The 22,530-nt window shown below is 42.3% G+C and carries 15 protein-coding genes; 1 reads left to right on the top strand and 14 read right to left on the bottom strand.

Features of this window, described 5'->3' with window-relative positions:
- Positions 1-328: 328 nt before the first annotated feature.
- The 12 genes from Q0R88_RS26205 to Q0R88_RS26150 all read right to left on the bottom strand — a co-directional run bounded on the left by Q0R88_RS26205 (position 329) and on the right by Q0R88_RS26150 (position 17,040).
- Positions 329-1,354 carry a substrate-binding domain-containing protein gene (locus Q0R88_RS26205; RefSeq protein WP_295721603.1) on the bottom strand — a complete coding sequence of 342 codons (1,026 nt, stop codon included), beginning with the start codon at positions 1,352-1,354 and terminating at the stop codon, positions 329-331.
- Positions 1,355-1,569: 215 nt separating this feature from the next.
- Positions 1,570-3,804, bottom strand: a complete 2,235-nt coding sequence (locus Q0R88_RS26200; protein WP_295721601.1) for a sugar-binding domain-containing protein — start codon at positions 3,802-3,804, stop codon at positions 1,570-1,572.
- A gap of 289 nt (positions 3,805-4,093) precedes the next feature.
- Entirely contained in the window at positions 4,094-4,696 is a 603-nt protein-coding gene (locus tag Q0R88_RS26195) for a hypothetical protein (protein ID WP_295721599.1), read from the bottom strand.
- 146 nt (positions 4,697-4,842) lie between these two features.
- Entirely contained in the window at positions 4,843-6,237 is a 1,395-nt protein-coding gene (locus tag Q0R88_RS26190; protein ID WP_295721597.1) for an outer membrane beta-barrel protein, read from the bottom strand.
- 230 nt (positions 6,238-6,467) lie between these two features.
- On the bottom strand, positions 6,468-7,808 hold the full coding sequence (locus tag Q0R88_RS26185; RefSeq protein ID WP_295721594.1) for a sigma-54 dependent transcriptional regulator: 1,341 nt from the start codon (positions 7,806-7,808) through the stop codon (positions 6,468-6,470).
- Positions 7,783-8,952 carry a M20 family metallo-hydrolase gene (locus tag Q0R88_RS26180; RefSeq protein WP_366088043.1) on the bottom strand — a complete coding sequence of 390 codons (1,170 nt, stop codon included), beginning with the start codon at positions 8,950-8,952 and terminating at the stop codon, positions 7,783-7,785. Before Q0R88_RS26180 ends, Q0R88_RS26185 begins: the two co-directional genes overlap by 26 nt.
- A gap of 12 nt (positions 8,953-8,964) precedes the next feature.
- Positions 8,965-9,510 (bottom strand): GNAT family N-acetyltransferase, encoded by a 546-nt coding sequence (locus Q0R88_RS26175; RefSeq protein WP_295721592.1) that lies wholly within the window; start codon positions 9,508-9,510, stop codon positions 8,965-8,967.
- 211 nt (positions 9,511-9,721) lie between these two features.
- Positions 9,722-9,904 (bottom strand): hypothetical protein, encoded by a 183-nt coding sequence (locus Q0R88_RS26170; protein ID WP_295721590.1) that lies wholly within the window; start codon positions 9,902-9,904, stop codon positions 9,722-9,724.
- A gap of 292 nt (positions 9,905-10,196) precedes the next feature.
- Positions 10,197-11,540 carry a deoxyguanosinetriphosphate triphosphohydrolase gene (locus tag Q0R88_RS26165; protein ID WP_295721588.1) on the bottom strand — a complete coding sequence of 448 codons (1,344 nt, stop codon included), beginning with the start codon at positions 11,538-11,540 and terminating at the stop codon, positions 10,197-10,199.
- Between the two features lie 247 nt (positions 11,541-11,787).
- The gene (locus Q0R88_RS26160) at positions 11,788-13,509 is read right to left on the bottom strand and encodes an OmpA family protein (RefSeq protein ID WP_295721586.1); all 1,722 of its coding nucleotides are present in this window, start codon (positions 13,507-13,509) and stop codon (positions 11,788-11,790) included.
- Between the two features lie 4 nt (positions 13,510-13,513).
- The gene (locus Q0R88_RS26155) at positions 13,514-14,500 is read right to left on the bottom strand and encodes a type IX secretion system membrane protein PorP/SprF (RefSeq protein WP_295721584.1); all 987 of its coding nucleotides are present in this window, start codon (positions 14,498-14,500) and stop codon (positions 13,514-13,516) included.
- Positions 14,497-17,040, bottom strand: coding sequence for a gliding motility-associated C-terminal domain-containing protein (locus Q0R88_RS26150; RefSeq protein ID WP_295721581.1), 2,544 nt, complete (start codon positions 17,038-17,040; stop codon positions 14,497-14,499). The genes Q0R88_RS26155 and Q0R88_RS26150 overlap by 4 nt, the downstream gene beginning before the upstream one ends.
- A 320-nt stretch (positions 17,041-17,360) precedes the next feature.
- On the opposite strand from Q0R88_RS26150, the gene Q0R88_RS26145 reads away from it, so the two are divergent.
- On the top strand, positions 17,361-18,854 hold the full coding sequence (locus Q0R88_RS26145) for a TonB-dependent receptor (protein WP_295721579.1): 1,494 nt from the start codon (positions 17,361-17,363) through the stop codon (positions 18,852-18,854).
- Positions 18,855-19,118: 264 nt separating this feature from the next.
- Here the strand turns inward: Q0R88_RS26145 and Q0R88_RS26140 are convergent, their stop codons facing one another.
- Together Q0R88_RS26140 and Q0R88_RS26135 are read right to left on the bottom strand one after the other, a co-directional pair.
- Positions 19,119-20,957, bottom strand: a complete 1,839-nt coding sequence (locus tag Q0R88_RS26140; RefSeq protein ID WP_295721577.1) for an alkaline phosphatase — start codon at positions 20,955-20,957, stop codon at positions 19,119-19,121.
- 56 nt (positions 20,958-21,013) lie between these two features.
- Positions 21,014-22,528 carry a RagB/SusD family nutrient uptake outer membrane protein gene (locus Q0R88_RS26135; protein WP_295721575.1) on the bottom strand — a complete coding sequence of 505 codons (1,515 nt, stop codon included), beginning with the start codon at positions 22,526-22,528 and terminating at the stop codon, positions 21,014-21,016.
- Positions 22,529-22,530 lie beyond the last annotated feature (2 nt).

Genomic DNA, 22,530 nt, shown 5'->3' with positions numbered 1-22,530 from the left:
ACCGGCTTCAAGCTGTGCATTTAAGTTGATGTCAAAAGCATCAAAATCAATTTCGTCACTATCGGTGAACTTGGTTGTTACCGCAGGGAATACGCCTTTCCAGTCAAAAGTTATCATTCTTAAATATTTTTATCAAAAGTAATACAGTATCATATGTTATTGAACTAACAATTTAGCAATCATTAGCCATATTTTAGCAAGAATGACCTCTTTTTGCATAATAAATAATGGAGGAGCGATAATTTGGGTTAAGATATGGCTAAGCCATTCCCAAAAAGGGAAACCATTAAAACCCGTGTCAAAATAAAAACTTCCTCTGCAGGAATATTTAAAGGAGCTTTCTTATCGATGAATTTCTGATCTGCAAATCCGTTTTTAAAATAATAGCCTGTGATTTTTCTGGTATAGATAGCGCGTTTAATCTTTTTAATAAAACGGTTATCACATTATCTGCAATTGCCTCAACTGGCTGAGCTATGGCCGATATAGACGGTGAGTGCAATTCAAACACATCATGATCATCAAAAGATATTAATGCGATATCGCTATGCACTTGTATATTGAGTTCTTTCATGATTTTAAGGCAACAGATACCAAGGTGATTGTTCCCCGAAAGTATAGCATCAATATCCTGATGTGTTTTTAAAAAATCACGCAGTGGCTCCAGGATCAGTTCGTCGTTTTGGTTAAAGGCAATCTCTTTTACTACAGCCTCCAAATTTTCGCTCTTTATAGCTTCCTCATACCCTTTTACACGATCAACCATTTGTGTTTGCGATGATAAAAAGGTAACAAAAGCTATATTCTTAAACCCCTGTTCAATAAAATGTTTCGTCGCGTTGTAGGCGCCGAAGTAATTATCTACCTCTACAAAATCTGTATTCACCTTTGGCAAATGCCTGTCAAATAATACCACCGGCATCCCATCGTTTATAAGGGATTGTATATCCTCCTCTATCCCCTCGGGCGGGGCCATGATATAACCATCTACATGCCTGTCCCTAAACATATCTATCAGTTCCCGGGTTTTGTGGGTATCATTATCGGTACTGCAATAAATAATTTTATACCCATTTTTGTAGGCGCGGTCTTCAATCAGCCTTGCTATACTTGCAAAAAACGGGTTTGATATATCCTCCACCATTAAACCGATGGTATTGGATTTACCTGTACGTAAACTTTTAGCAAGGGAATTGGGCTTGTACCCCACTTCGGCAACATATTTCATTACCCGCTCAATCAATTCGCTACTGATCCGCTTTTCCTGTGCACGCCCGTTCAAAATAAATGAAATGGTAGTTTTTGATACGTTTAGCGCGTTAGCAATATCAACAATTGATAATTTCTTTTTCACCCGTTTATATTAGTTATTTTAAATATAGGTTAATATATCAAATTGAATTTATAACGCGAAACCTTCACCCGATTTATTTTAATCACAATTCGGTTTACTTATTTTAACTAATAATACCTTGCCAAACAGGGACTTTTAGTTCGATAAAAATCAACAAAAAAAATGGCCCCTCACAATTTGCAGGAGCCATTTTAAAAATTAAAACTTATAAAACTTTAAGGCTTTGTTTTACTTAAAACCGAGATGCCGGCATCTATATACTGCCCTCCTACTGTTTGGTGACAATAAATAGCGATCACATTTTTACCATTGAGGTTTAGCGCGGCCTTGCTTTCTTTGCTCATGGGTGCAACGGCATAGCCAGATGTAGCGCCATCAATACTTGCAGCTTTAACGCCGTTGATATACACCTCGCAATTTTCATCATGGTGAATATATAAAACAAGGTTATCTCTGTCTATATTCTTCTTTTCATTTAAGGTGAATTCCTGCCTAATCCAGATATCATTGGTATTCCACACCGTTTTAACGTTAACGCCCGGTGTAAAGCTTGTGCCAAAACCGCCCAAGCCGGTTTTCCACGCGGCATCATTAAACTTACCCGCAAACCAGCTTTCGCCTGGTTTATCAAAGGTGTATTTCCAGGTACGGCTATCGGTTTGGGATGATGGCAAAACATCGTTGATGTACAACTTATCATTAATTACTTTGGTGTTTGATGCTTTGATTTTTGCTGCGCCGCCTTTATCAATAGCCCTGTCATAAGTGAGCAAGCCATTCAATTCTATTTCCACATCGGTAATCTCGGTATATACTGCCGCGCTTAAACCTTTATTGGTTTTGTATAGCACCAGGTCGTTGGCATAGGTATCATACAGGTTGGTATAGTCTTTTTGGTTATCAATCATGATATACGTAGGACCCGATTTCCAGATATGGCCCGGTATAATATAGCCAATGCCACCATACTCGCCGCAGGCCAAAACCTGTGTAGTGCTTGCCGGTGCAGCCGGTGGCGGGTAGCTATGAATATCCATATAATCGCCCACACCAAAATGGCCGCCGCCACTGGCCTGGTTAATTAAGCGGGAATCATCAAGCTTACGAACCATATTTACCAATCCCGGCGTATTATGCTGCCCCTGGCCTTCGTTAAATACCACCCAGGTAACAATACTTGGCGAGTTCCAGTGTGTTTTTACCATACGGGTAAGCTCAGATGCATAGGCGACAGTATCAACCGGCGGGGTATGCTCAGTGTAGGAGTTTGCCGATGGCATATCCTGCCAAACCATTAAACCCAGCTTATCGGCCCAATAATACCAGCGGTACGGCTCCACCTTGATGTGTTTACGCACCATATTGAAACCATAGTTTTTGATCATTTGCAGATCGTTTTTAATGGCCGCGTCTGTTGGCGCGGTATAAATTCCATCGGGCCAGAAACCTTGATCAAGCGGACCGATCTGGAAGAGGAACTTATTATTCAGGAACAGTTTTTTGTAGCCATCCTCTACCCCTACAGAGATTTTACGCATCCCGAAATAGCTGGAAACAGCATCTACCGTTTTACCATTTTTTTGCAGGCTGATATCCATATTATACAGGAAAGGTGAATCTGGCGACCATAGTTTTGCATTTTTTACGGGTACACTGATTTCCTCATCCGCATTGCCTGTAATGGTTTGCACCACGTTTAGCCCATCTTTTACTTTGATAGCAACGCTATAACCAGCGCTGTTGCCCCCGGTATTTACTGTAAGCTTAACCACCGACTTATCGATATCGGGCGTGATCCTGATATCGTTGATATTGGTTACCGGCACAGGCTCAAGCCAAACTGTTTGCCAGATGCCCGTAGTGGGAGTATACATAATACCCTGCGGATGCAGACTTTGCTTCCCTCTTGGAAAACCGCCATCATCGGTAGGGTCAAAAACCCTTACGGTTATTTCCTGCGGACCAGCACTTTTGAGAGCCGAAGTAATATCATAGCTAAATGGATCATATCCGCCTGTATGTACGCCGAAACTTTTGCCATTAACAAAAACTTCTGATTCATAATCAACCGCGCCAAAATGCAGCAGGATATGCTCGCCCTTCCAGGTGCTTGGCACAACAAATTTACGGCGGTACCAAAGCCTGTCGTGATGTTCCATTACGCCCGAAAGTGCGGACTCAACCGGGAAAGGCACCAGTATTGATTTTGATAATTTACCATCAGGTACAGCATCACCAACGGCACCGGGTTGATATTGCCACAGCCCGTTAAGGTTAAGCCATTTTTCGCGGGTCATTTGTGGCCTTGGGTACTCGGGCAACACACTATCCGGATTTACATCTTTTGCGAAGCGGGTCATCAACACAGCTTTTTTAGGCTGCCATTGCTGGGCAAACAAAAGGGAAGGCATAGCTATAATAGCTATGGATAAAAGTTTTTTAATGTTCATAATTTAAGGTCGATGCAGGTTGTTAGTCCAACTCCTTATTCCTTTAAAAAAAGTCACAGGGGTATGGTTCAGGTTACTTTGCGCTAAAATTATATTAAAAAACGAACCGGCTTTAGTAAGGATGAATGATTGATTTGTTTTGAAGAAAAGTTGATACGATTTGTAGGATGCCTGTACTTTTGGCGAAAGATAAATTAAAAGTCAATTCAAAAACCACATTATTTCCCTATAAAAAAAAGAAGCCCGGCATTACACCAGGGCTTCTGTTCATAAGGGTATCAATAGTTAATTAAAGTGAGGCATGTTGTGCTGTGGAAGTATGTTTATACTCCTGGTACAGGTATTTGATTTGATATTGCCTGTTTGCCCTATCAAAGGTGATCAGGTCGGCATCCTGGTGAAAGTTACTTTCTACATTGTAACGGAACCCGCGTTCGGCAGCGAAGCTTTTATAAATATTTTCAAGCGTTAAGCTTAAAACAGGTTTTGCTGTATTTACACTGTAAAAATACGTTTGGACCGGTTTGGGGCCCTTGCCTTGTTGGGTTAACTGATCTTTGCTGTAAAGCAGGAAGCCGGCTGTATCCAATACACGGTAAGCTTCATTCTGGTAAAACCTATAATCGCAGTTATCCTGGCGATAGCCAAATATTTCATTTTTAGACAGCTTGATTTTTTTGCCCTGAACGGTAAGGCTTACATTTCTGCCCTCTAAAAAACCATTCAAACGCATTTTATCATCTGTACCTAAAACATAGCTTAGCTTGCCTGCTTTGTAGTCTTGCTCTGTTAAATAAATACCGGTACTGTTCATTTTACCTTGAGCATATAGCATGTTGACCTGCACGCTGATCACCATTATGGCGACAAGCATCTTAATTGAATTTTTCATTTTATTTTGATTTATTGTTATGATGTACTATTTGTAGATAGTAGCTTATTAAAAAGCCGGGCGGCAAACCCGGCCTCCAACCTTACTAAACTTAGCCAAACAATCAAGCGTAAGTTATTGCCGGTTTTTATAATGTTTTTGGGAAATTAAAATCTTACCAGTAACGCTGCGATGAACCTTGTCTCTGAATTAACCAGGTCTGGAACAAAATTTCCTACCGGGGTAGTATTATATCCATCCGGCGAAGTAACACCTCCATGGCCTGCAAAATATGGCACATTAGCATGACGGTGCACAACCTCCATTCTAAAAGTGAGGTAATCGTTCGGCATTAAATCAACCGTGGTTGAATAATCATAGGCCTTAAATTTATCGCCGGGATTGGCAGAGAATGGATGGGTACCTACAGCACCTGTATTAATAGCCGGGATTGGGTTTGCATCGCCGGTTGGGTATAATACCAGGTAACGGCCCGGGTTATTCATAAAACCACCGCCCACTGTCCAGCCTAAATGGCCTTTTGCCATTACCATTCTGTGATAAAGCATAGCGCTGGCAAAATATTGTCCAGGGCCTTTAACCGGATCGGATGTGAAGCCGTTAACGCCGTCGCCTTTTTCATCACCAAGGTCGCCGGTTACAGAGAAGGCAGCGCTGTTTACAAACGAGTTTTTGTTGGTGCTTTTGTAATAACGAACCTCGATGCTATTATCTGTATGGAAACGTTTACGGCCGGGCTTGTCCTGTGTATCGGCACCATAATAGTTGTTTGTTAAAACCTGCAACCACTCTTTTGGGCGCCATAGTATTTGGCCGCCTATACCTGGCCTGCTATTAAACATGCCGTATGACTGCCAACCGTTAATAAGCCATGGCTCAATCTTCAACTTATCTGATACAAAGATCTGGACACGTACACCGTTAAAGAACCAAGGTGTATTATCTGATGTGAATGATGGCTGGTAGGCCCAGTTCTCGGCATTGTAATAAGAGAATAAGCCAACGTATGACATGAAAATACCTGCATCAACGTTAATACCATTCAGCACATTAAAGTGGTAACCGGCATTAGCCTCACTTAAATAACGGTATGCCGTTGAAAGATCAAACTGGCCACGGGTAACGCTAAAATCGTTCCGGGGCACTACAGTGGACCGTGTACCAAATTGGGTAAGTAAACTTGCACGCACATTATCGTAATGGAAATCGCCACCAAAGGCTACAGTTGAGATTTCAAACTCATGGTCGCGGGCTAAAGCGGTTGAACCTACCACGGTATGGTCAATAGGGTTATTGTTTGATGCGGTGTAATTAAAATCTAACAAAAAACGACCGGTAAAATATTTGGTATCCAGCAGGGCTTTGTGCCTGCGGTCGTTACCATTTAGCCAGGTAAAATCGCCAAAGGCAAATGGCTCGGCTTTGGTTTTTACGGTATCTTTAACGATGGTGCTATCCTTTTTGAGGGATACTGCCTGGTCCTGGGAATAGGCAGTAGTTAATAAAGTGCCTAAGAAAATTGATAAGAAAAATTTTTTCATTTTAAATATGGATAATACTTGTTAGCATAAAGGGCAAAGCGCTTTTGCTTTTTAATGCTCTGCCCTTTTTTGCTGTGTTAATTGTGGCATGGCTGCCAATTGCTATTCCAGATTTTGAGGCTGGTTTGTTTTAATTTGATTATCAGGGAGATAATTATTCAATTACGATTCTTCTTTTGCGGATTCGGCTAAAACCTTCTCATTTTGTGATGGTAGCTTTCTCATCCTGATCAGTTCATGAGTATCTGGTACTCCTCTATTTTACGGTAAAGGGTGGCTAGCCCTATCCCCAGCACACGGGCTGCCTCGGTTTTATTACCTTTAACATACTTCAATATTCTGCGGATATGGTGTTTTTCCACGCTGTTGAGGTCGAGCGCTACCAGGTCATAATAGCCACCGTTATGAAATTCATTGGGTAATAATTTAGGGGTAAGCATTGGCTCATCCATCAGGATAATTACCCGCTCAATCACATTTTTCAGTTCCCTGATGTTACCATTCCATTTATGCTGGTTAAGCAGCTTAAAAAAGCGCTCATCTACACCCGGTTGTTTTTTCTTAACCTTGGCCGAGTATAGTTTTATAAAATGCCGGGCAAGTACCTCTATATCGCCTACCCGCTCGCGCAATGGCGGCAAAACAATAGAAAACCCCGACAGGCGGTAAAACAGATCCAGCCTAAAATGGCCTTCCTCCGATTCCTTTTGCAGATCGCGGTTCGTAGCGGCGATCAGCCTTACATTTACTTTAGTAGTTTTGGTTTCGCCAATTTTTATGAACGTGCCGTTTTCCAATACCCTTAACAGTTTAGCCTGCAGGTCATGGCTCATTTCACCCAGTTCATCCAAAAAAATGGTGCCGCCGCTGGCTTCTTCAAACAAGCCCTTTTTATCTTTTATGGCCCCGGTAAATGCGCCGGCCTTATAGCCAAACAATTCACTCTCCAACAACTCTTTACTAAAAGCGCTGCAGTTTACAGCTACAAAGGGTTTATCTTTCCTTAAACTTTCGGTATGAATGGCTTCGGCAAAAACCTCTTTACCGGTACCGGTTTCGCCAAGCAGCAACACCGTAGCATCTGTTTGTGCTACCTTTTTGGCCAGGTCCACGGCTTCCAATATTGCGGGCGACTGCCCCAGAACTATCGGAAAACCATGTTGCACCTCGCTCTGTTTTTGTAATTCACTCACCTGGTATTGCAGGTTGGCCTTATCAATAGCTTTACTAACCAGGGGGATGATCTTATCATTATCATCACCTTTGGTAAGGTAATCAAAGGCCCCGTTCTTGATAGCCAAAACACCGTCGCTAATGGAACCAAAGGCTGTAAGATTGATGACTTCTATATAAGGCTTTAACTTTTTTATTCGCTCTACCAGGTCAACCCCATTAGCATCGGGTAATTTCACATCGCTTAATACTACCCTTATGTCTTCACGCTCAACCAGGCGGATCCCGGCTTTGGCGCTGGAAGCCTGCATTACGTTATAGCCTTCCAGCACCAGGATCCTGGCCATCAGTTCGCTGAGCTTTACCTCATCATCAATTATTAATATGTTTGATTTCATTTTTGTATTTGTTGGGATTATTGATCAGCATCAGCGGCAATGTATCCAGTAGCCTGATGTATAGGCTGATCCCTTTTTTGATCTCTTCGAGGTAAATAAATTCATCCGAAGAGTGCGACCGCGCCGAATCGCCCGGGCCTATCTTAACCGACGGCACCGATAGCCAGGCCTGATCAGACGTGGTTGGCGAATTATAAGTTTTGCATCCTATGGCGATACCTGTTTTTACGATAGGATGATCCATCGAAACGGAAGACGCGCCCAATGAACCCGGGCGCACTTTTACCTGGCAAGACACATTCTTTTTAATAACATCCAGTATCTGCAGTTGAGTATAGGTATCATCATTGCGGATATCCACGGTAAACTCACATCGGGCCGGTACAATATTATGCTGCAAGCCCGATTTTATGGTGGTAACTGTCATTTTAACCGGCACCAATCCTTTTAGCTGCTGAGGAAACTGATAACTCCGAAACCACTCCAGATCTTTAAGGCATTTATGAATAGCATTATCGCCCTCTTCCCTTGCCGCATGCCCCGAGCGCCCGTTACTGATACAATCAATAACCAGGTTGCCTTTTTCGGCAACAGCCATTTGTAGTAGCGTAGGTTCGCCAACTATGGCAAGCTCCAGGTTGCCTAACAGGGGCAGAATACATTTTATACCGTTCTCCCCGGAGTTTTCTTCTTCGGCTGTTATGGCCAGGCATAAGTTAAATCCAAGGCCATGGTAACTGTAAAAATGCAGAAAGGTAGCTACCAGGGATACCAGGCATCCCCCGGCATCGTTACTGCCCAGGCCGTAAAGTTTCCCCTCGGCTATTTCCGGGCAAAACGGATCTTTGGTATACCCCTCGTTTGGCATAACCGTATCCAGATGAGAGTTAAGCAGTATTGTCGGTTTGGTTTCATCATAAAACTTATTATAACACCATAAATTATTTCCTTTACGCTTTACTTTAACTGAGTAGCCAAACAAATACTGATGTACAATATCGGCCACATCACTTTCATCCCCGCTAAACGACCGGGTTTTGATCAATTGCTGCAATAAGGCAACAGATTCGCTAAAAAAATGAGGGTTTAAGGGCATGCCTTCTCCAACTCTTGAAAGGCTCCGCTGGTTTAAATCATTTATCATAACCATGTTCAATTAGTTTAATTGAGGATCATACAACATTGCGGTACAAAGGCAGTTGCACCTGTTTTTACTTTGCAATACATCATAGTTCACACAGCTTTTGCAGCTATCCCAAAAGCGAGGTTCCTGTGCTACCTGGGCATAGGTAACCGGTTCAAAACCCAGTTTGGTGTTCATTTTCATAATAGCCAGGCCCGATGTAATGCTGAATACTTTTGCTGTAGGATACCAGGTACGGGATAATTCAAAAATTTTGGTTTTAATTTGAGAGGCTACACCATTGTTACGGTGCTTGGGGGAAACGATGAGGCCACTGTTGGATACAAATTGCTCATTATCCCAGGCTTCGATGTAAGAGAAACCTACCCATTCGCCATTTTCGGTTACGGCAACGATGGCTTTGCCGTTATCGATCTTTTCTATTACAGAGGCTGCAGACCTTTTGGAGATCCCGGAACCCCTCGCTATCGCAGAACTTTCCATTTCACTAATAATCTGATCGGCGAAGATCACATCAGCGGGAATGGCTGACCTTACAATAATTCGTTCATCTTCCATTGCTTTTGTTTTTAGTTTCAGTTACCCACACTATAATGTTTAATAACTGCGAATACCCTAATGCCAAAAGAATGCCTGTTATGCCAGTCTATCCTCAATTATAGGTTTAGCCTGTGTAAATGAATAATTTATATTTTGAGGCCAGTTAAGCGCACAAAAAAAGCCTATCAAAATGAAAGGCTTTTATTTTCAATTTAAGCGGTTTTAATAATTATAGTACCGGGTGATGATTTGCCGGGCTTGAAGAAACAGCCTCCAGGTAACCTTCTCCGTTAACTGCAAGTTTGCCTATATCCCCTTTGGTGGCACTCTTCTTTTTTTTAGGACCAGATAGCGGAACTATGATTATGGCTATAAAAGCTATTACTTTAAGCACGATATAAAATGATGTCATGACGCAATTTTTTAATATATAAATCAATTGCATCCCACTTAACGATATGCATGCCAAAAAAAAATCAGCAGATCTTAATTAGGCCTAACCTATTAAAAAGGGGCAAAAATGTTAAAAACCAAGCCATTGCTTTTTTTTAACCCTATCATTTTGAGAGGAGTGCATTATCAAAATGAAAACTAAGGAGATGGGTAGAATATCCTTTGAAGATGTAATTACACATCACACCTCAGCAAGCCTGAATATCCTGCGGGAGACGCAATTATGCGTCTCTACAATTCCGTATTAAAATTTAACTCATTGATGGAAACGAGATCCCCTTGATCTTCCTGAATAACTCCACAGCATACAGGTCTGTCATACCCGATACAAAATCCAGCACGGTTTGGATTTTTGAATAATCATCCTGTTGCTTGGTCAGGAATTGTTTGGGAATCAATTCTACCAGCTTTTGATGATACTTGGAACTATTTTGCAAATAGGCCGGAATAAACTCCTCCAAAATACCTCCCATTACCTTATAACCGGCAACCTCTATCTGTACTACCGATGAATAATTATAGATCCTTTTTACCGATAGCTTTGTGATATCTTTCATGATAGAACGAAAAGGCTCCTCTATCATATCAATCAGCGAGTGGTTAAAATCACCATCCAAAATGGTTTGTTGTTCCTGGTAAAACAACTTGGAGCAGGCTTGGATCAGCGTATTGATAGACCGGGCACGTAAATAGGCAACTTTAGCATCGGTATCATCAATCTCTTCCAGCCTTACCTTCATTTTAGGATCGTTACATAACGGAAGCATGATATCTTCTACCTCCTGGTATGATAATATTTTTAGGCGATGAGCATCTTCCAGGTCGATAATATTATAGCAAATATCATCGGCAGCTTCTACCAGGTAAACTAAGGGATGGCGTTTATAAATCAAAGGAGATTCCTGCACCTTGCTCAACTGAAGCTCTGCAGCGATCTTTTCAAATCCTGTTTGCTCCGACTGGAAAAAGCCGTACTTTTTGGTGTAAATATTTGTCTTATCGTTACCGGCTACAGAAGCACAGGGATATTTAGCAATAGCCGCGATGGTTGTGTAAGTGAGCGCAAAACTTCCATAGCCTTTACCTGCATACGGATGGGTTAAAATCCGCAGCGCATTAGCATTACCTTCAAAATTAACCAGATCACTCCATTGCTCACCGGTAACACTTTTTTGATAACCCATGCCGTCGCCATCGGTAAAGTAATGAGATATGGCCGATTCGCCCGAATGCCCAAATGCGGGATTACCAAGATCATGGGCCAAACATGCCGCCGATACGATGTTACCAATCTCGCTGATGAGTGGCAGGCGGGTATCCAGGTCTGGCTCTTCTTCCTTTAATTTATTATAATATATGCGCCCCAATGACTTACCAACACTGGCTACTTCCAGACTATGTGTAAGGCGGTTATGAACAAAAATACTCCCCGGCAAAGGAAATACCTGGGTTTTATTTTGCAGCCTCCTGAATGGGGAAGAAAATATAATGCGGTCATAATCTCTTTGAAATTCTGACCTCGCATCAGCCTGGCTCGCTATATATTTATCCTCATAACCCCACCTTTTAGCTGATAATAATGTTTCCCAATTCATAATATGCGATGTATAAAAATCTTCCTTTTTATTGACCGGCAATATTATTCTATAAATTTCAATAAACTAAACAGTATTGAACATTTTATAGTCATAAGTAACAAGGAGTTGTCTTTTGACTTTTAGAACAAGGAACATGGATTAACCTTGTTGAGGACTTACGCCATTCTTGGACAAAAGATAAAGGATACATTTTTCTTCTTTCTGTCTTTCATCTAAAAATCTTTGCTCCTTGCTCCAATAATCCTTACTCCCTATCCAAAACAATCTTCACTTCCGTCCGCCTGTTCAACTGATGATCAGTCTCGGTGCATTTTACCTGGTTAGCGCATTTGTTTACGAGGTTGGTTTCACTATATCCGTTGGCCGTCATCCTTACCGGGGTTATGCCTTTTTTTATAAGATAAGCAAGCGCTGATTTTGCCCTCCGTTGCGATAAGGCAAGGTTATATTTATAAGATGCTCTTGAATCGCAATAAGAGGCCAAGGTTATTTTTAATGCCGGGTATTGCTTTAAAACATCGGCAAGCTTGTCCAATTCCACCGCGGCATCTGGCCTAATGAATGATTTATCAAGATCATAGTAGATCATTCTTACAGAAAAATCGGGGCTTGTTGCCGTAGGTACTGGTTTTGGTAACTCAGCTATGGGCGTTGTGGTTATCGTCTCCTTCAATCGGGTAAACGCGTAAATATCATCACTGCCCTGCCCCTTATCCCGGTTTGATGACAGGTAACCGCTTTGGCCGTCCCGGGTTATAAAATTAAAATCATCGCTTGTGCTGTTGATGGGATATTCCAGGTTTTTGGGAATATCCCAATCAGCCTTTTGGCCACGGGCCGCATAAATTTCATAGCCCCCCATGCCGGGTAAACCCTTAGAGGCATAATATAAAACGCCAGTTTCATCTATAAAAGGAAAACTTTCCTCCTCTTTACTGTTGATATTTTTACCACAATTCACAGGTTTATCCCATGACCCATCGGCGTTTTTTTCACAATACCACAGGTCTGTTTTACCCACGCTTCCGGGCATATCCGAGCTAAAATAGATCAGCTTACCATCCCCGGATAAGGCAGCGTTGCCTATAGAATATTGTTGCACATTATTGTAAGGGAAGCTACCCGAAATAACCCAACGATCATTCCTCTTAACGGCCATTACCAATTGCAGGCGGCGGGTGTAAAGCCTCTGCCCGTTTTTGCCCATGCGCTTATCTATAGGCAACTTTTTGGCCGCTATTTCGGTAGTAAGTGTAATGTAAGCCGTATCGCCTGCGCCGTTCAACGCCATCGGACCAACATGATAAGCATCTTTAAACTCAGCGCTGTTCCCGGCATCTAATGCCATCTCCCGGGTCTCCTTGCTGCTTAAATCATAGGTGTATAGTTTAAACCAGCCATTGCCTGTACGATTATCTGTTTTGTCATCGCCAGTCTCCCGGTCGGATGTAAATATGATACCGTTTTTGCCATCATAGCTTGCTCCCCAATCAGAAAATGGCGTATTTATATTCCCGGCATTGTTCACCTTGTATAACGATGCTTTCTTCATCCAAACCATCGCCGAATCGCAATCCGCAATTTTTAGCGCCAGTGCGCCTGCATCCTCTGTAAAATAAAGTTGGTATTGCTGTTTGGCCTTTTCAAACTGCTGGTTCCTGAGCAATACTTCAGCATAAAAGTAATGACTAAGTTTTTCGGCTTTTGGATCAGTTAGGGCCTTAGCGTACCATTCTTCGGCTTCCGGATAATGGTTTATGTAACGGTAACAAGTGGCAATACGTTCTAATAGCTTCACATCGGGGTTCTTTTTATCGGCCAGTTTCAGGTAAAATTTCAGGCTTTTAAAATACTCATAACGATCAAAAAGCCTATCGGCCTGTTGTTTTATGGATAGTTGCTCTTGCCCGCAAGCTACCTTCGCCAGCAAAACCATAAACATCCCGATCAATATAAACTTCTTCATCTGCTTAAAAATATCGTGGACTAACAACCCTTTGACTCTTACCCGGAAAACTGATACTTAGCGATAACTCATGCGATCCACTTTGCGAACCGGCCAGTTTACTCGTGGTAAAATCATAAGAGTAACCTACCCGGAAATGATCATTGACATAAAACTGTACTATAGCAGCCACTGCGTCGGTTTTATCAAGTCCGCTTTGCAGGTTGCTTTTATTCCATAAGTTAACCCCGGTACGATAGGAAGCACCCAGCCATACCGCTTTGTTCATCACTACGTAATTGCTTACATCAAGATTGGTAGGGCCTTTAAAATCCTCCTTGATCATGATTGAGGGTTTAAGATCGATAAATTCGCTCAGCGGAATCATGGTACCACCGGTTAAATAAACTGTACGCGCTTGTTTATACTGCTGTAAATGATCAACGGCATTGCCCAGTCCCGATAACAAATTAAACACTGATGCACCAAAATAAACCTTTGGCGAATAATAGTATATACCGAAACGAAAATCGGGGGTTATATTACTTTGAATACCTGCGGGCACATTGGCATCACCTTCTTCAGCAGCGTTAAATTTAGTTCCATCTAAACGGTATTGTATGGCGCCAAAGCCAATACCAAAGCTTAATCGTTTGGTACCATCTTCATCAAGCCGCAACCTGTAGGCATAGTTTAAGTATACCGATGATGTGCTTTCGGGGCCCAACCTGTCAAAAGTAGCTATCAGCCCTAATCCAATATTTTGATTAGTACTGTTTGTTAAACCATCAACCGATACTGTACCCGTTTTGGGCGCATCATTAATACCCACCCATTGTATGCGGCTGCTTAAATTAACCGTCCAATCTTCTTTATAGCCAGCATAGGCCGGGTTCACGGCCAAACCATTAAATACATACTGGCTAAACTGTATACTTTGCTGGGCCTGCAAATTTACCGTGAGTAAAACCAGACCGGCTATCAGCATATATAATTTACAGCAGCGCATCATTTAGTAAGTTTTAAAAACACCCAGCCTTTAAGCGGCGTAATTTCGCCTGTATGTTCTTTCCTGTTCAGGATATAATAATAGGTTGCCTGGGCCAGGCCGCTTCCGTTCCAGTCGTTCTTATAATTATCGGCCCGGTAAACTTCATTACCCCAGCGGTTAAAGATGAGCAATTGTGAACCGGGATAATTTTCAAGGCCCCCAATTTTAAAAACATCGTTTTTGCCATCGTTATTTGGGGTGATGATGTTAGGTATATCCAGGTCGGAGGAGATAACTTTTAGTACCACTGTATCGGCGCAGCTGCTGGCATTGGTATAAATAAAATGGTACAAGCCTAATTTATTTAAGCCTGTTATGGTACTGGTGGCATTTGCCGGGCTGGTAATGGTAGCAACAAGTGCATCACTACCGGCCTGTGTCCAGCTACCTGCTCCCGTAGCGGCCATTGTAGCCTGGGCGTATTGAAATATAGTTTGATCGGGGCCACCATCAGGACCAACAACAATATTCACTGTATTGGTTTTAATATTGTTACACCCTGTACCAGATGGCGATGCATCGCACTCCATAGCAGCATCGGCAGGCGGCGAGGCATCGGGGTTGGTAGCGTCAGGATCGGTCACATCTGCCGGGCGTAAAATTGCCGCCGAAACAGTAAGATCACCGCTTGCCTTTAACGCCACTTTGCCGGTGATGGTAAATGTACGTACTGCCCCATTTACTAAATTCACGCTGGCATGATATGCGTTTGATGTGATTACACCACCCGATGTTGCAGAAGTACCGGTAGTTGCCACGCTGGTAACTGATAGCCCACTAATATCCGCAGGAAAATTGAAGCTAAACTGCGCGGCGCTAACATCAGATGGCCCGGTATTTTTTACGCTTACCTTGTACGTAACCGGCTGGCCCGAGCAAGCGGCAATAGCGGTAATATTTTCAACAGAAAGATTGGCCTCCTGCATCACAAAACTAACCGAAGTATTCACCGGGTTACTTTTGATATAACTCCAGGTATCAATGCATTTGTTATTTCCAAAATCGGCATCATTAAGGGGATTACTGGTACTGCTACCCCATTTATGGCCGTTTATGGCGCTGCTTAACCCGGTAAGGTTTTTAATAGGATTTGATGACGTGCCCACAACCGTTATAGGCGTATCGTCCCAATAAAGCGAATCATCGGGTGCAAAAGTGCCGTTGGTACGGGTAAGCAGCAACCCATTCACATTTCGCTCCACATCAAAAAACGGAAAATGCACTTCCCCGGCCGTGGTAGCTATAGTTATGTTAGCATTATAAGTTGTTGCGCCATTACCCATTACCTTATTGCCCAATCCATCCAAACCATCCCAATGTACCCGGTTAATGCCTGTATTAGCCTGGCCGGTTAATTTCCGGTCGATGGCATCGGTATACAGGCCATTACGGTTAACATCAACAGCAATTGTATAGGTGCCATTGCCGGTGATGTTAAAATTAAAATCGGCCCCTAAAGGGCTGGTACCGGCCTTGCCTATTGTCCCTTCGGCCCCGGTAAAGGTTACATTAGTAATTGCCGGCACAGCCGCAGCACGTAAAAGCCAGGTTGTACCCAATCCCGGTGTATTGGCCGAAGCCGGCATATCAGCTGCCGGGGTGTTAAAAAATATTTTCTGTGTAATATCTGTTTCTGTATCTGCCGCCCGCGGGTCCTGCACGTTAATACTGGAACTTAGGCCATTGATACTTTTGTAGGATGCCAAACCGCCGGCATTCCTAAAGCCTTTATTGTTTACAAAAAAGGTAAAACCGTTACCCGCCTGCCCGTTATTGTTAAGTACGTATTGGTAGCCATCCTTGGTAAGCACATGAAATATGCCATTGAACCCTACATTGAATGTACCCAATATGCCCGAAAAAACCTGGGTATAAACCCGGCCGCTTATAAAGCCGGTGTTAGCAGCGTTACGTACCGATACATCAAAAGCTGTAATGTACTCGGCAGTAGGCTGCATCCAATTGGCACTGGCGGGTATAGTGGGCGGGTTACCGGCGAGATCAAAACCGGGATTTTCGGCAATAAAGTCAATTTCCCAGATTCCCTCCTGCCCTGCCAATGCGGTTTTAATAAACGGTGTATAGCCACCCGCGTTGGGCAGCGGCCCGGCCACTTCCTGGGCTCGATTTTGGATAAGACCATTGTTTCCTGCTGCCTCGCTGGTATAAGTTGCACCATCCGGCGCCCTAAGATTGATGGAACCTGAATTAATACCCTGTGTACTTGAACCTGCATAAATACTTTCGCCAACTTTTACATATACCTTCATGGTACCCAAAGTTGGGAATGGAAAAGAAGCATTGTTTGTTGTATTGCTCGAAAACAGGTAAGCCCGGCTGCCCCCGTTTGAATTGAGCTCTTTACTACCCTCGGCCAGCAAGCCAGTGGGTAATAATAAAAAGACAAGCAAAACTGTAATCACTGTAAAGAAACTACTCATTACAGGTAATCCATAATAATGAAAAGGCTTATAGCTGGTGAGGGGTACGCTTTTCAGCATGCACATTTTTATAAAGCCGTAAGTTATAAAAAGCAGGCGAAATGACGGTAAAAATTTAGGAATGCTCGTTACAAGCAAAAAAAGATTTTACTGTCCTTAATGACATGCCCTTATTTCCCTTTCAAATCTACTTTCTATATTCCCACATTTGTTAACAATTCATCAAGCCTGAAGCAAACGCTGCTATCTAAATCAAAAAATACGGCCTGTTTCCTTGCCTTTTTCCTAATATTTACTTACCTATTACCTAAAAAACCGTAATTTTATAGCATCTTATCACTTCCTGATTTTGGTGGTATTAACTAACAAGTAAAACGTGCATGAATAGTATTCATAATAAAGATATAGGGACAAAACAAAAAGCGCTCGCCATTAACCTTGACCCTAAAATTTATGGCTCATTTGCAGAAATAGGCGCCGGTCAGGATGTGGCTGCCAATTTTTTCAAAGCCGGTGCATCATCAGGCACTATTGCCAAAACCATGTCGGCTTATGATATGACCTTTTCTGATGCTATTTACGGGGTACAACAGGTGCGCCGTTATGTAAGTGAATCGCGCCTGATCTCCATGCTTGACCATGAGTATGGCCTGTTAATTGAACGCCTGGCCGAGCAGCGCGGAGATTCGACAACCTTTTTTGCTTTTTCAGATACGGTTTCGGCACTTAACTACAACAAAACAAATGACGGGCATGGCTGGATGGGCGTACGTTTTCAACTGGAGCCAAACGGACCATTTAATGATGTAGTACTGCACGTAAAATTATTAGATAATGACAATAACCTGCAGCAGCAGGCGGTAGGAATTTTAGGCGTAAACCTCATGTATGCCTGTTTTTACTATAACGATATTCCCCCGGTATTTTTACTTTCATTAATGGATAACCTATCCCGGGATAGGATTCAGATTGATATGATCCGTTTTGAAGGGCCCGACTTTACCAAGGTAGATAACCGCCTGATGAGTTTGCACCTGGTAAAATATGGTTTCTCTGATGCGGCCGTATTTGGTCCCAACGGTAAAAACCAGCAACCTTCTGACGTTTTATATAAAAAGCATATCGTGGTAATACGCGGACGTTTCCGCCCTATTATTAACGTCCATTTAGATATGCTTAACACGGGTGTTAAGCAATTTATGCAGGAGCCCGATGTTGATAAGGCAAACGTTATGGTAATTACCGAACTAACGTTGCAGTCATTAAAAGAAAGGAACGCCGATTTAACCGCCGAAATTGATGAAAAAGATTTCCTTGATCGTGTAGATATTCTTTGTTCACTTGGGCAAACGGTGTTGATCTCTAATTTCCATGAGTATTATAAACTGGTTGCTTACCTGTCAAAGATCACTAAATTAAAACTGGGTGTGGTTTTGGGTTATCCAAACCTGGAGTATATTTTTGCGGAAGAGCATTACCAGGATCTGCCGGGTGGTATTTTGGAGTCGTTCGCTACATTGTTCAGCCGCAAAGTAAAACTGTTTATTTACCCTACTTTACGCAATGCAGTGATCTGGAATTGCCTCAAATTTTCACCGCCACCACATTTAATCGACTTGTACCGTTACCTGATTGCCAATAATAAAATAGAAGATATCAGGCATTACAATGAGAACAACCTGCATGCAGAAACTGATAAAATATTACAACTCATAAAACAAGGTGCCAGTGGTTGGGAAGAATTTGTTCCGCCAGAGGTAGCTGCCATGATAAAGGACAAGCGTTTATTTGGCTATGCATCAGAGCCCGAAATTATTAAGGAAGATGTTACAACCAACAATAATGACCCCGAAATTGCTTTAGGTAGCATTTAAATTCGGCTCCAATATTTGATCGATTTACTTATTTAACTTAAGAGCTTTTATGCCTGCACATGCAGGCATAACTTGTTTTATAGTACCGTTACTATTAAACAGCTTATCAATGCACACCTCGCAGTTATGACCGGCGGCATCGCCCATGCATTTTAAAGATTTTTTTTAAAAGAACAGGATAATAAATAATAAAAGGATAACCATTCATGATTAATATGAACGGTTATCCTCTTTTATTTCGACCAATCCTATCTCCGGATGGGATTACTTCAACAGGGCCTTAATTTTATTAAAGATCTCTGTATTATTAAAAGCTCCCCTAAAATCAAGCGAATGCGGGCCATAGGTAAATATAGGTACAGGCGTGCCGGTATGATCATTGGTGCTAAAATCGCCCCAAACGTATCCATTTTTAATACTGCCATCCAACAATGTTAAGCCACCTGTTTCATGATCGGCAGTAACAATAACCAGTGTTTCGCCATCCTCATCGGCAAAACGCAAGGCATCGCCAACCATACGGTCAAAATCACTATTTTCGGTAATTACCTGCTCCAGGTTATTGTTGTGGCCGCCATGGTCAATTTGCGATCCTTCTATCATCATAAAAAAACCATTGGGCGCGTTTTTAAAGGTTTGAGTTACTTTATTAAATGCCAGTGGCAGATAGTTCCCTCTGCCCGCCATTTTAGGCCTGGTTACACTATCATCCATCAAAGCGAGAATCTTTGTTGAAGGCGTGGCTAAAAAATCATCAAAATTACGGATGATGGTATAGCCCCTTTGTTTCATTTTATCTATCGGGGTTTCGCCATTTACCTGGTGAGTAAAATCCTTATAGGCCGAACCTAAAAAAATATCAACCGGCGATGAAACTATTTGATTTGCAATAGCTGTGGCATTGCTCCTTTCATACTCATGCGCATAAAAGGCAGCAGGGGTTGCATCTGTTAACTCACACACCACTATATCTGCCGTTTTTTTACCGGCTTCCGCACTATAATCTGCCAGTGATTTTAATGGCTTGCCGGATGGATCAACACCAATTGCCCTATCGTTTGTTTTTTGACCCGAAGCAAAAGCAGTTGCGCCAGCTGCAGAATCGGTTATATAAGCATCGGCCGAATAGGTAATGGAAAAACCAACGTTTAACATCTGAAATATATTCAACTGCCCCCGGTTGGCGGTATAGGTAGCATATATTTGCGACAGGCCCATTCCATCACCTATACACAAGATGATATTTTTAACTTTTTTTACTGCCCCATCTGATTTATAGGTAGGGTGATATATGGCATACGGTTTGGGAGCAGTATATTCAGATCGTTCTTTTTTATTTAAAAAATCGCCAAGCTCTTCAATCTTATCGGCCCCAATAACATCAACACCTAAACGCATCATAGCCAGCCAGCTACTTTTAGTATCGGGCGTTTCATAAAAACGCACCATTTTACCTGCACGGTGCACGCTGTCAATCCCACCCTTTACCCTGCTGATCTCTTCTGGATTTAATACGCCTTTACCGTTCCAGTGCACATACTTGCTCATGGGGAAGCTCACCAATCCTATTTTTTTCCACTCATCGGGTGTAAAGCCATCCAAATGGTCAACATCAAATGAAATCCAGGCCGGATAGCCGGGCATTGACGCGGCAGGCGGCACAGCGCCCGTCATCACAATTGATAGCCGCCCCGGATGCCCATCATATGAAAAATACTTCTCCAGCGGTTTAAGCTCTTTGATTACCAGGGGCAGTACCGCTTTATAATCTTCTTTTATTTCGATAAGTAACCTTAAATGCCTTTGCGTGTCGTGGTTAAGTTTTTCGATTAAGGGATTGATATATAAGATCTTTAGGGAACGAGTAGCACTAATATCTTTTTTATCATGCGCTACCATCAACTGCCCGTTAACCGCGTAAACATCTGCTTCTATCGAACCAAAGCCTTTTTCATAGGCCCTGTAAAAAGGGATATTATTTTTGTAGTCGTTATGGGAGTGCGCGTCTGCTACGGTATACGCTTTAATTTGAGCATTGGCCCTCATGCTGATATTCAGCAATAATAATACTGTAAGTGTGAGGATTGTAGTACTGTTTTTCATTTCGGTTATAAATATAAAAAACCGGGCGATGCCCGGTTTTAGGATTTCAATTCAAATTACCAACCTGCATTTTGTTTCAGCTGGCCCTGGCTTATCTGGATATCTTTAGGCGGAATTGGCCATACATTATCCCTTGACGGGTCAAAGTTTCGCGCTTTCCACACCACCGATCCATTGGCACCGTGTAAGGGTTTTGCGTAAGTTGCCTGAGCATCGCCCCAGCGTACCAGGTCAAAATTACGATCGCTCCACTCACCGGCTAATTCAACACGGCGTTCATGTTTCAAATTCGCCAACGTTGCACCCGATATAGCTTTTAAACCTGCCCTGGTGCGTACCATGTTTATGGCGGCATCGGCATTTTTGCCCTGCATAATTTGTGCTTCGGCTTTGATGAGTAAAATCTCGGCGTAGCGTAATAAAGGTAGATTCAAATCTGTTGATGGCTCATCTCCATTAGGGCTTACATGTATACCACCTGCATAGCTAAAAGGTTCCATGTATTTGTTAAACTGGTAACCGGTTAAGCTATTGCTTTTGCCGCCAATAGGGTAAGTATACGTTTGACCGAAATATTGAAAACTATCGCCATTTTGAAGGATAGTTGCTGGCAACCTTTTATCGCCGGTTTCAAATTCGTCAACCAATTCCTTAGTCGGCTGATAATAACCAAAGCCATTGTATAAACCCCAGCCTTTATTTTCAAGCATGGCTCCCGGTAAAATGCTCTGTCCGTTTAAATTACTGGCTACAGACCATATATATTCTGAACTATAGTTATTGGCTATTTTAAACACATCGGCATAGTTGGTTAACAGGGCATGTTTGCCACTTAAAATAACCGAATCGGCATATTTTTCGGCATTGGGGTAATCCTTTGCATGCAGGTATGTTTTGGCAAGATATGCCCAGGCAGCTGTTTTATGGGCCCGGCCATAATCAGATGTGGCAAGCTTATCAAAATAAGGCAATAATGAAGCTGCCTTCTTTAAATCAGCCGCGATATAAGCGTAATTATCCTTAACTGATGCCAGTTGCGCCGGGAATGCAATTGGATTTGTACGGTTTTGAACCGGTGCACCTTGCTTATCAGTACCATATAAATCGGCAATTTCCAGGTGCATTACGGCGTGTACAAAGTAAGCCTGGCCTAAAATAAAGTTTTTGGCCGCCTGATCCATGCTAATGGCAGGCACATTTGCAATAACATCATTAGCCCGTTTCATTACTACAAAGTGTAATGACCATGGCGCATAAATACTATTTTCATTCCCGGTACAAACAAAGTTTTTAATATTTTCCCTATCGGCAGATGTACGGCCAACTACCATATCATCGCTGGCGTTTATAAACCAGAAGAAACCCCTGCCGTAAAGATCCTCGCTGTTACTTTGCTTTTCATATAAACCGTTTGCTGCCTGTTGTGCATCATTAGCAGTTTTCCAAAAATTGGTACTGGTTGGCGTACCGGTGGGTTTAATATTATCTAAAGTACCTTTTTTACAACTTTGCGCAAGCATAATAACCATTATACCCAGCAAGCTATTTTTAATTATATTTTTAAATTTCATCT

Origin of the sequence: Mucilaginibacter sp. (assembly GCF_025362475.1) — a bacterium.
Lineage (GTDB): Bacteria > Bacteroidota > Bacteroidia > Sphingobacteriales > Sphingobacteriaceae > Mucilaginibacter.
The sequence above is the reverse complement of the archived record's forward strand: the minus strand, read 5'-3'. Positions and strand labels throughout refer to the sequence as shown.

What these genes read in the sequence shown, in the direction of transcription:
- Q0R88_RS26185 (WP_295721594.1), bottom strand. Translation starts at nt 7,808, where the DNA reads ATGAAATCAAACATATTAATAATTGATGATGAGGTAAAGCTCAGCGAA.
- Q0R88_RS26175 (WP_295721592.1), bottom strand. Translation starts at nt 9,510, where the DNA reads ATGGAAGATGAACGAATTATTGTAAGGTCAGCCATTCCCGCTGATGTG.
- Q0R88_RS26165 (WP_295721588.1), bottom strand. Translation starts at nt 11,540, where the DNA reads ATGAATTGGGAAACATTATTATCAGCTAAAAGGTGGGGTTATGAGGAT.
- Q0R88_RS26195 (WP_295721599.1), bottom strand. Translation starts at nt 4,696, where the DNA reads ATGAAAAATTCAATTAAGATGCTTGTCGCCATAATGGTGATCAGCGTG.
- Q0R88_RS26145 (WP_295721579.1), top strand. Translation starts at nt 17,361, where the DNA reads ATGAATAGTATTCATAATAAAGATATAGGGACAAAACAAAAAGCGCTC.
- Q0R88_RS26180 (WP_366088043.1), bottom strand. Translation starts at nt 8,952, where the DNA reads ATGATAAATGATTTAAACCAGCGGAGCCTTTCAAGAGTTGGAGAAGGC.
- Q0R88_RS26150 (WP_295721581.1), bottom strand. Translation starts at nt 17,040, where the DNA reads ATGCTGAAAAGCGTACCCCTCACCAGCTATAAGCCTTTTCATTATTAT.
- Q0R88_RS26200 (WP_295721601.1), bottom strand. Translation starts at nt 3,804, where the DNA reads ATGAACATTAAAAAACTTTTATCCATAGCTATTATAGCTATGCCTTCC.
- Q0R88_RS26155 (WP_295721584.1), bottom strand. Translation starts at nt 14,500, where the DNA reads ATGATGCGCTGCTGTAAATTATATATGCTGATAGCCGGTCTGGTTTTA.
- Q0R88_RS26170 (WP_295721590.1), bottom strand. Translation starts at nt 9,904, where the DNA reads ATGACATCATTTTATATCGTGCTTAAAGTAATAGCTTTTATAGCCATA.
- Q0R88_RS26160 (WP_295721586.1), bottom strand. Translation starts at nt 13,509, where the DNA reads ATGAAGAAGTTTATATTGATCGGGATGTTTATGGTTTTGCTGGCGAAG.
- Q0R88_RS26140 (WP_295721577.1), bottom strand. Translation starts at nt 20,957, where the DNA reads ATGAAAAACAGTACTACAATCCTCACACTTACAGTATTATTATTGCTG.
- Q0R88_RS26190 (WP_295721597.1), bottom strand. Translation starts at nt 6,237, where the DNA reads ATGAAAAAATTTTTCTTATCAATTTTCTTAGGCACTTTATTAACTACT.
- Q0R88_RS26135 (WP_295721575.1), bottom strand. Translation starts at nt 22,528, where the DNA reads ATGAAATTTAAAAATATAATTAAAAATAGCTTGCTGGGTATAATGGTT.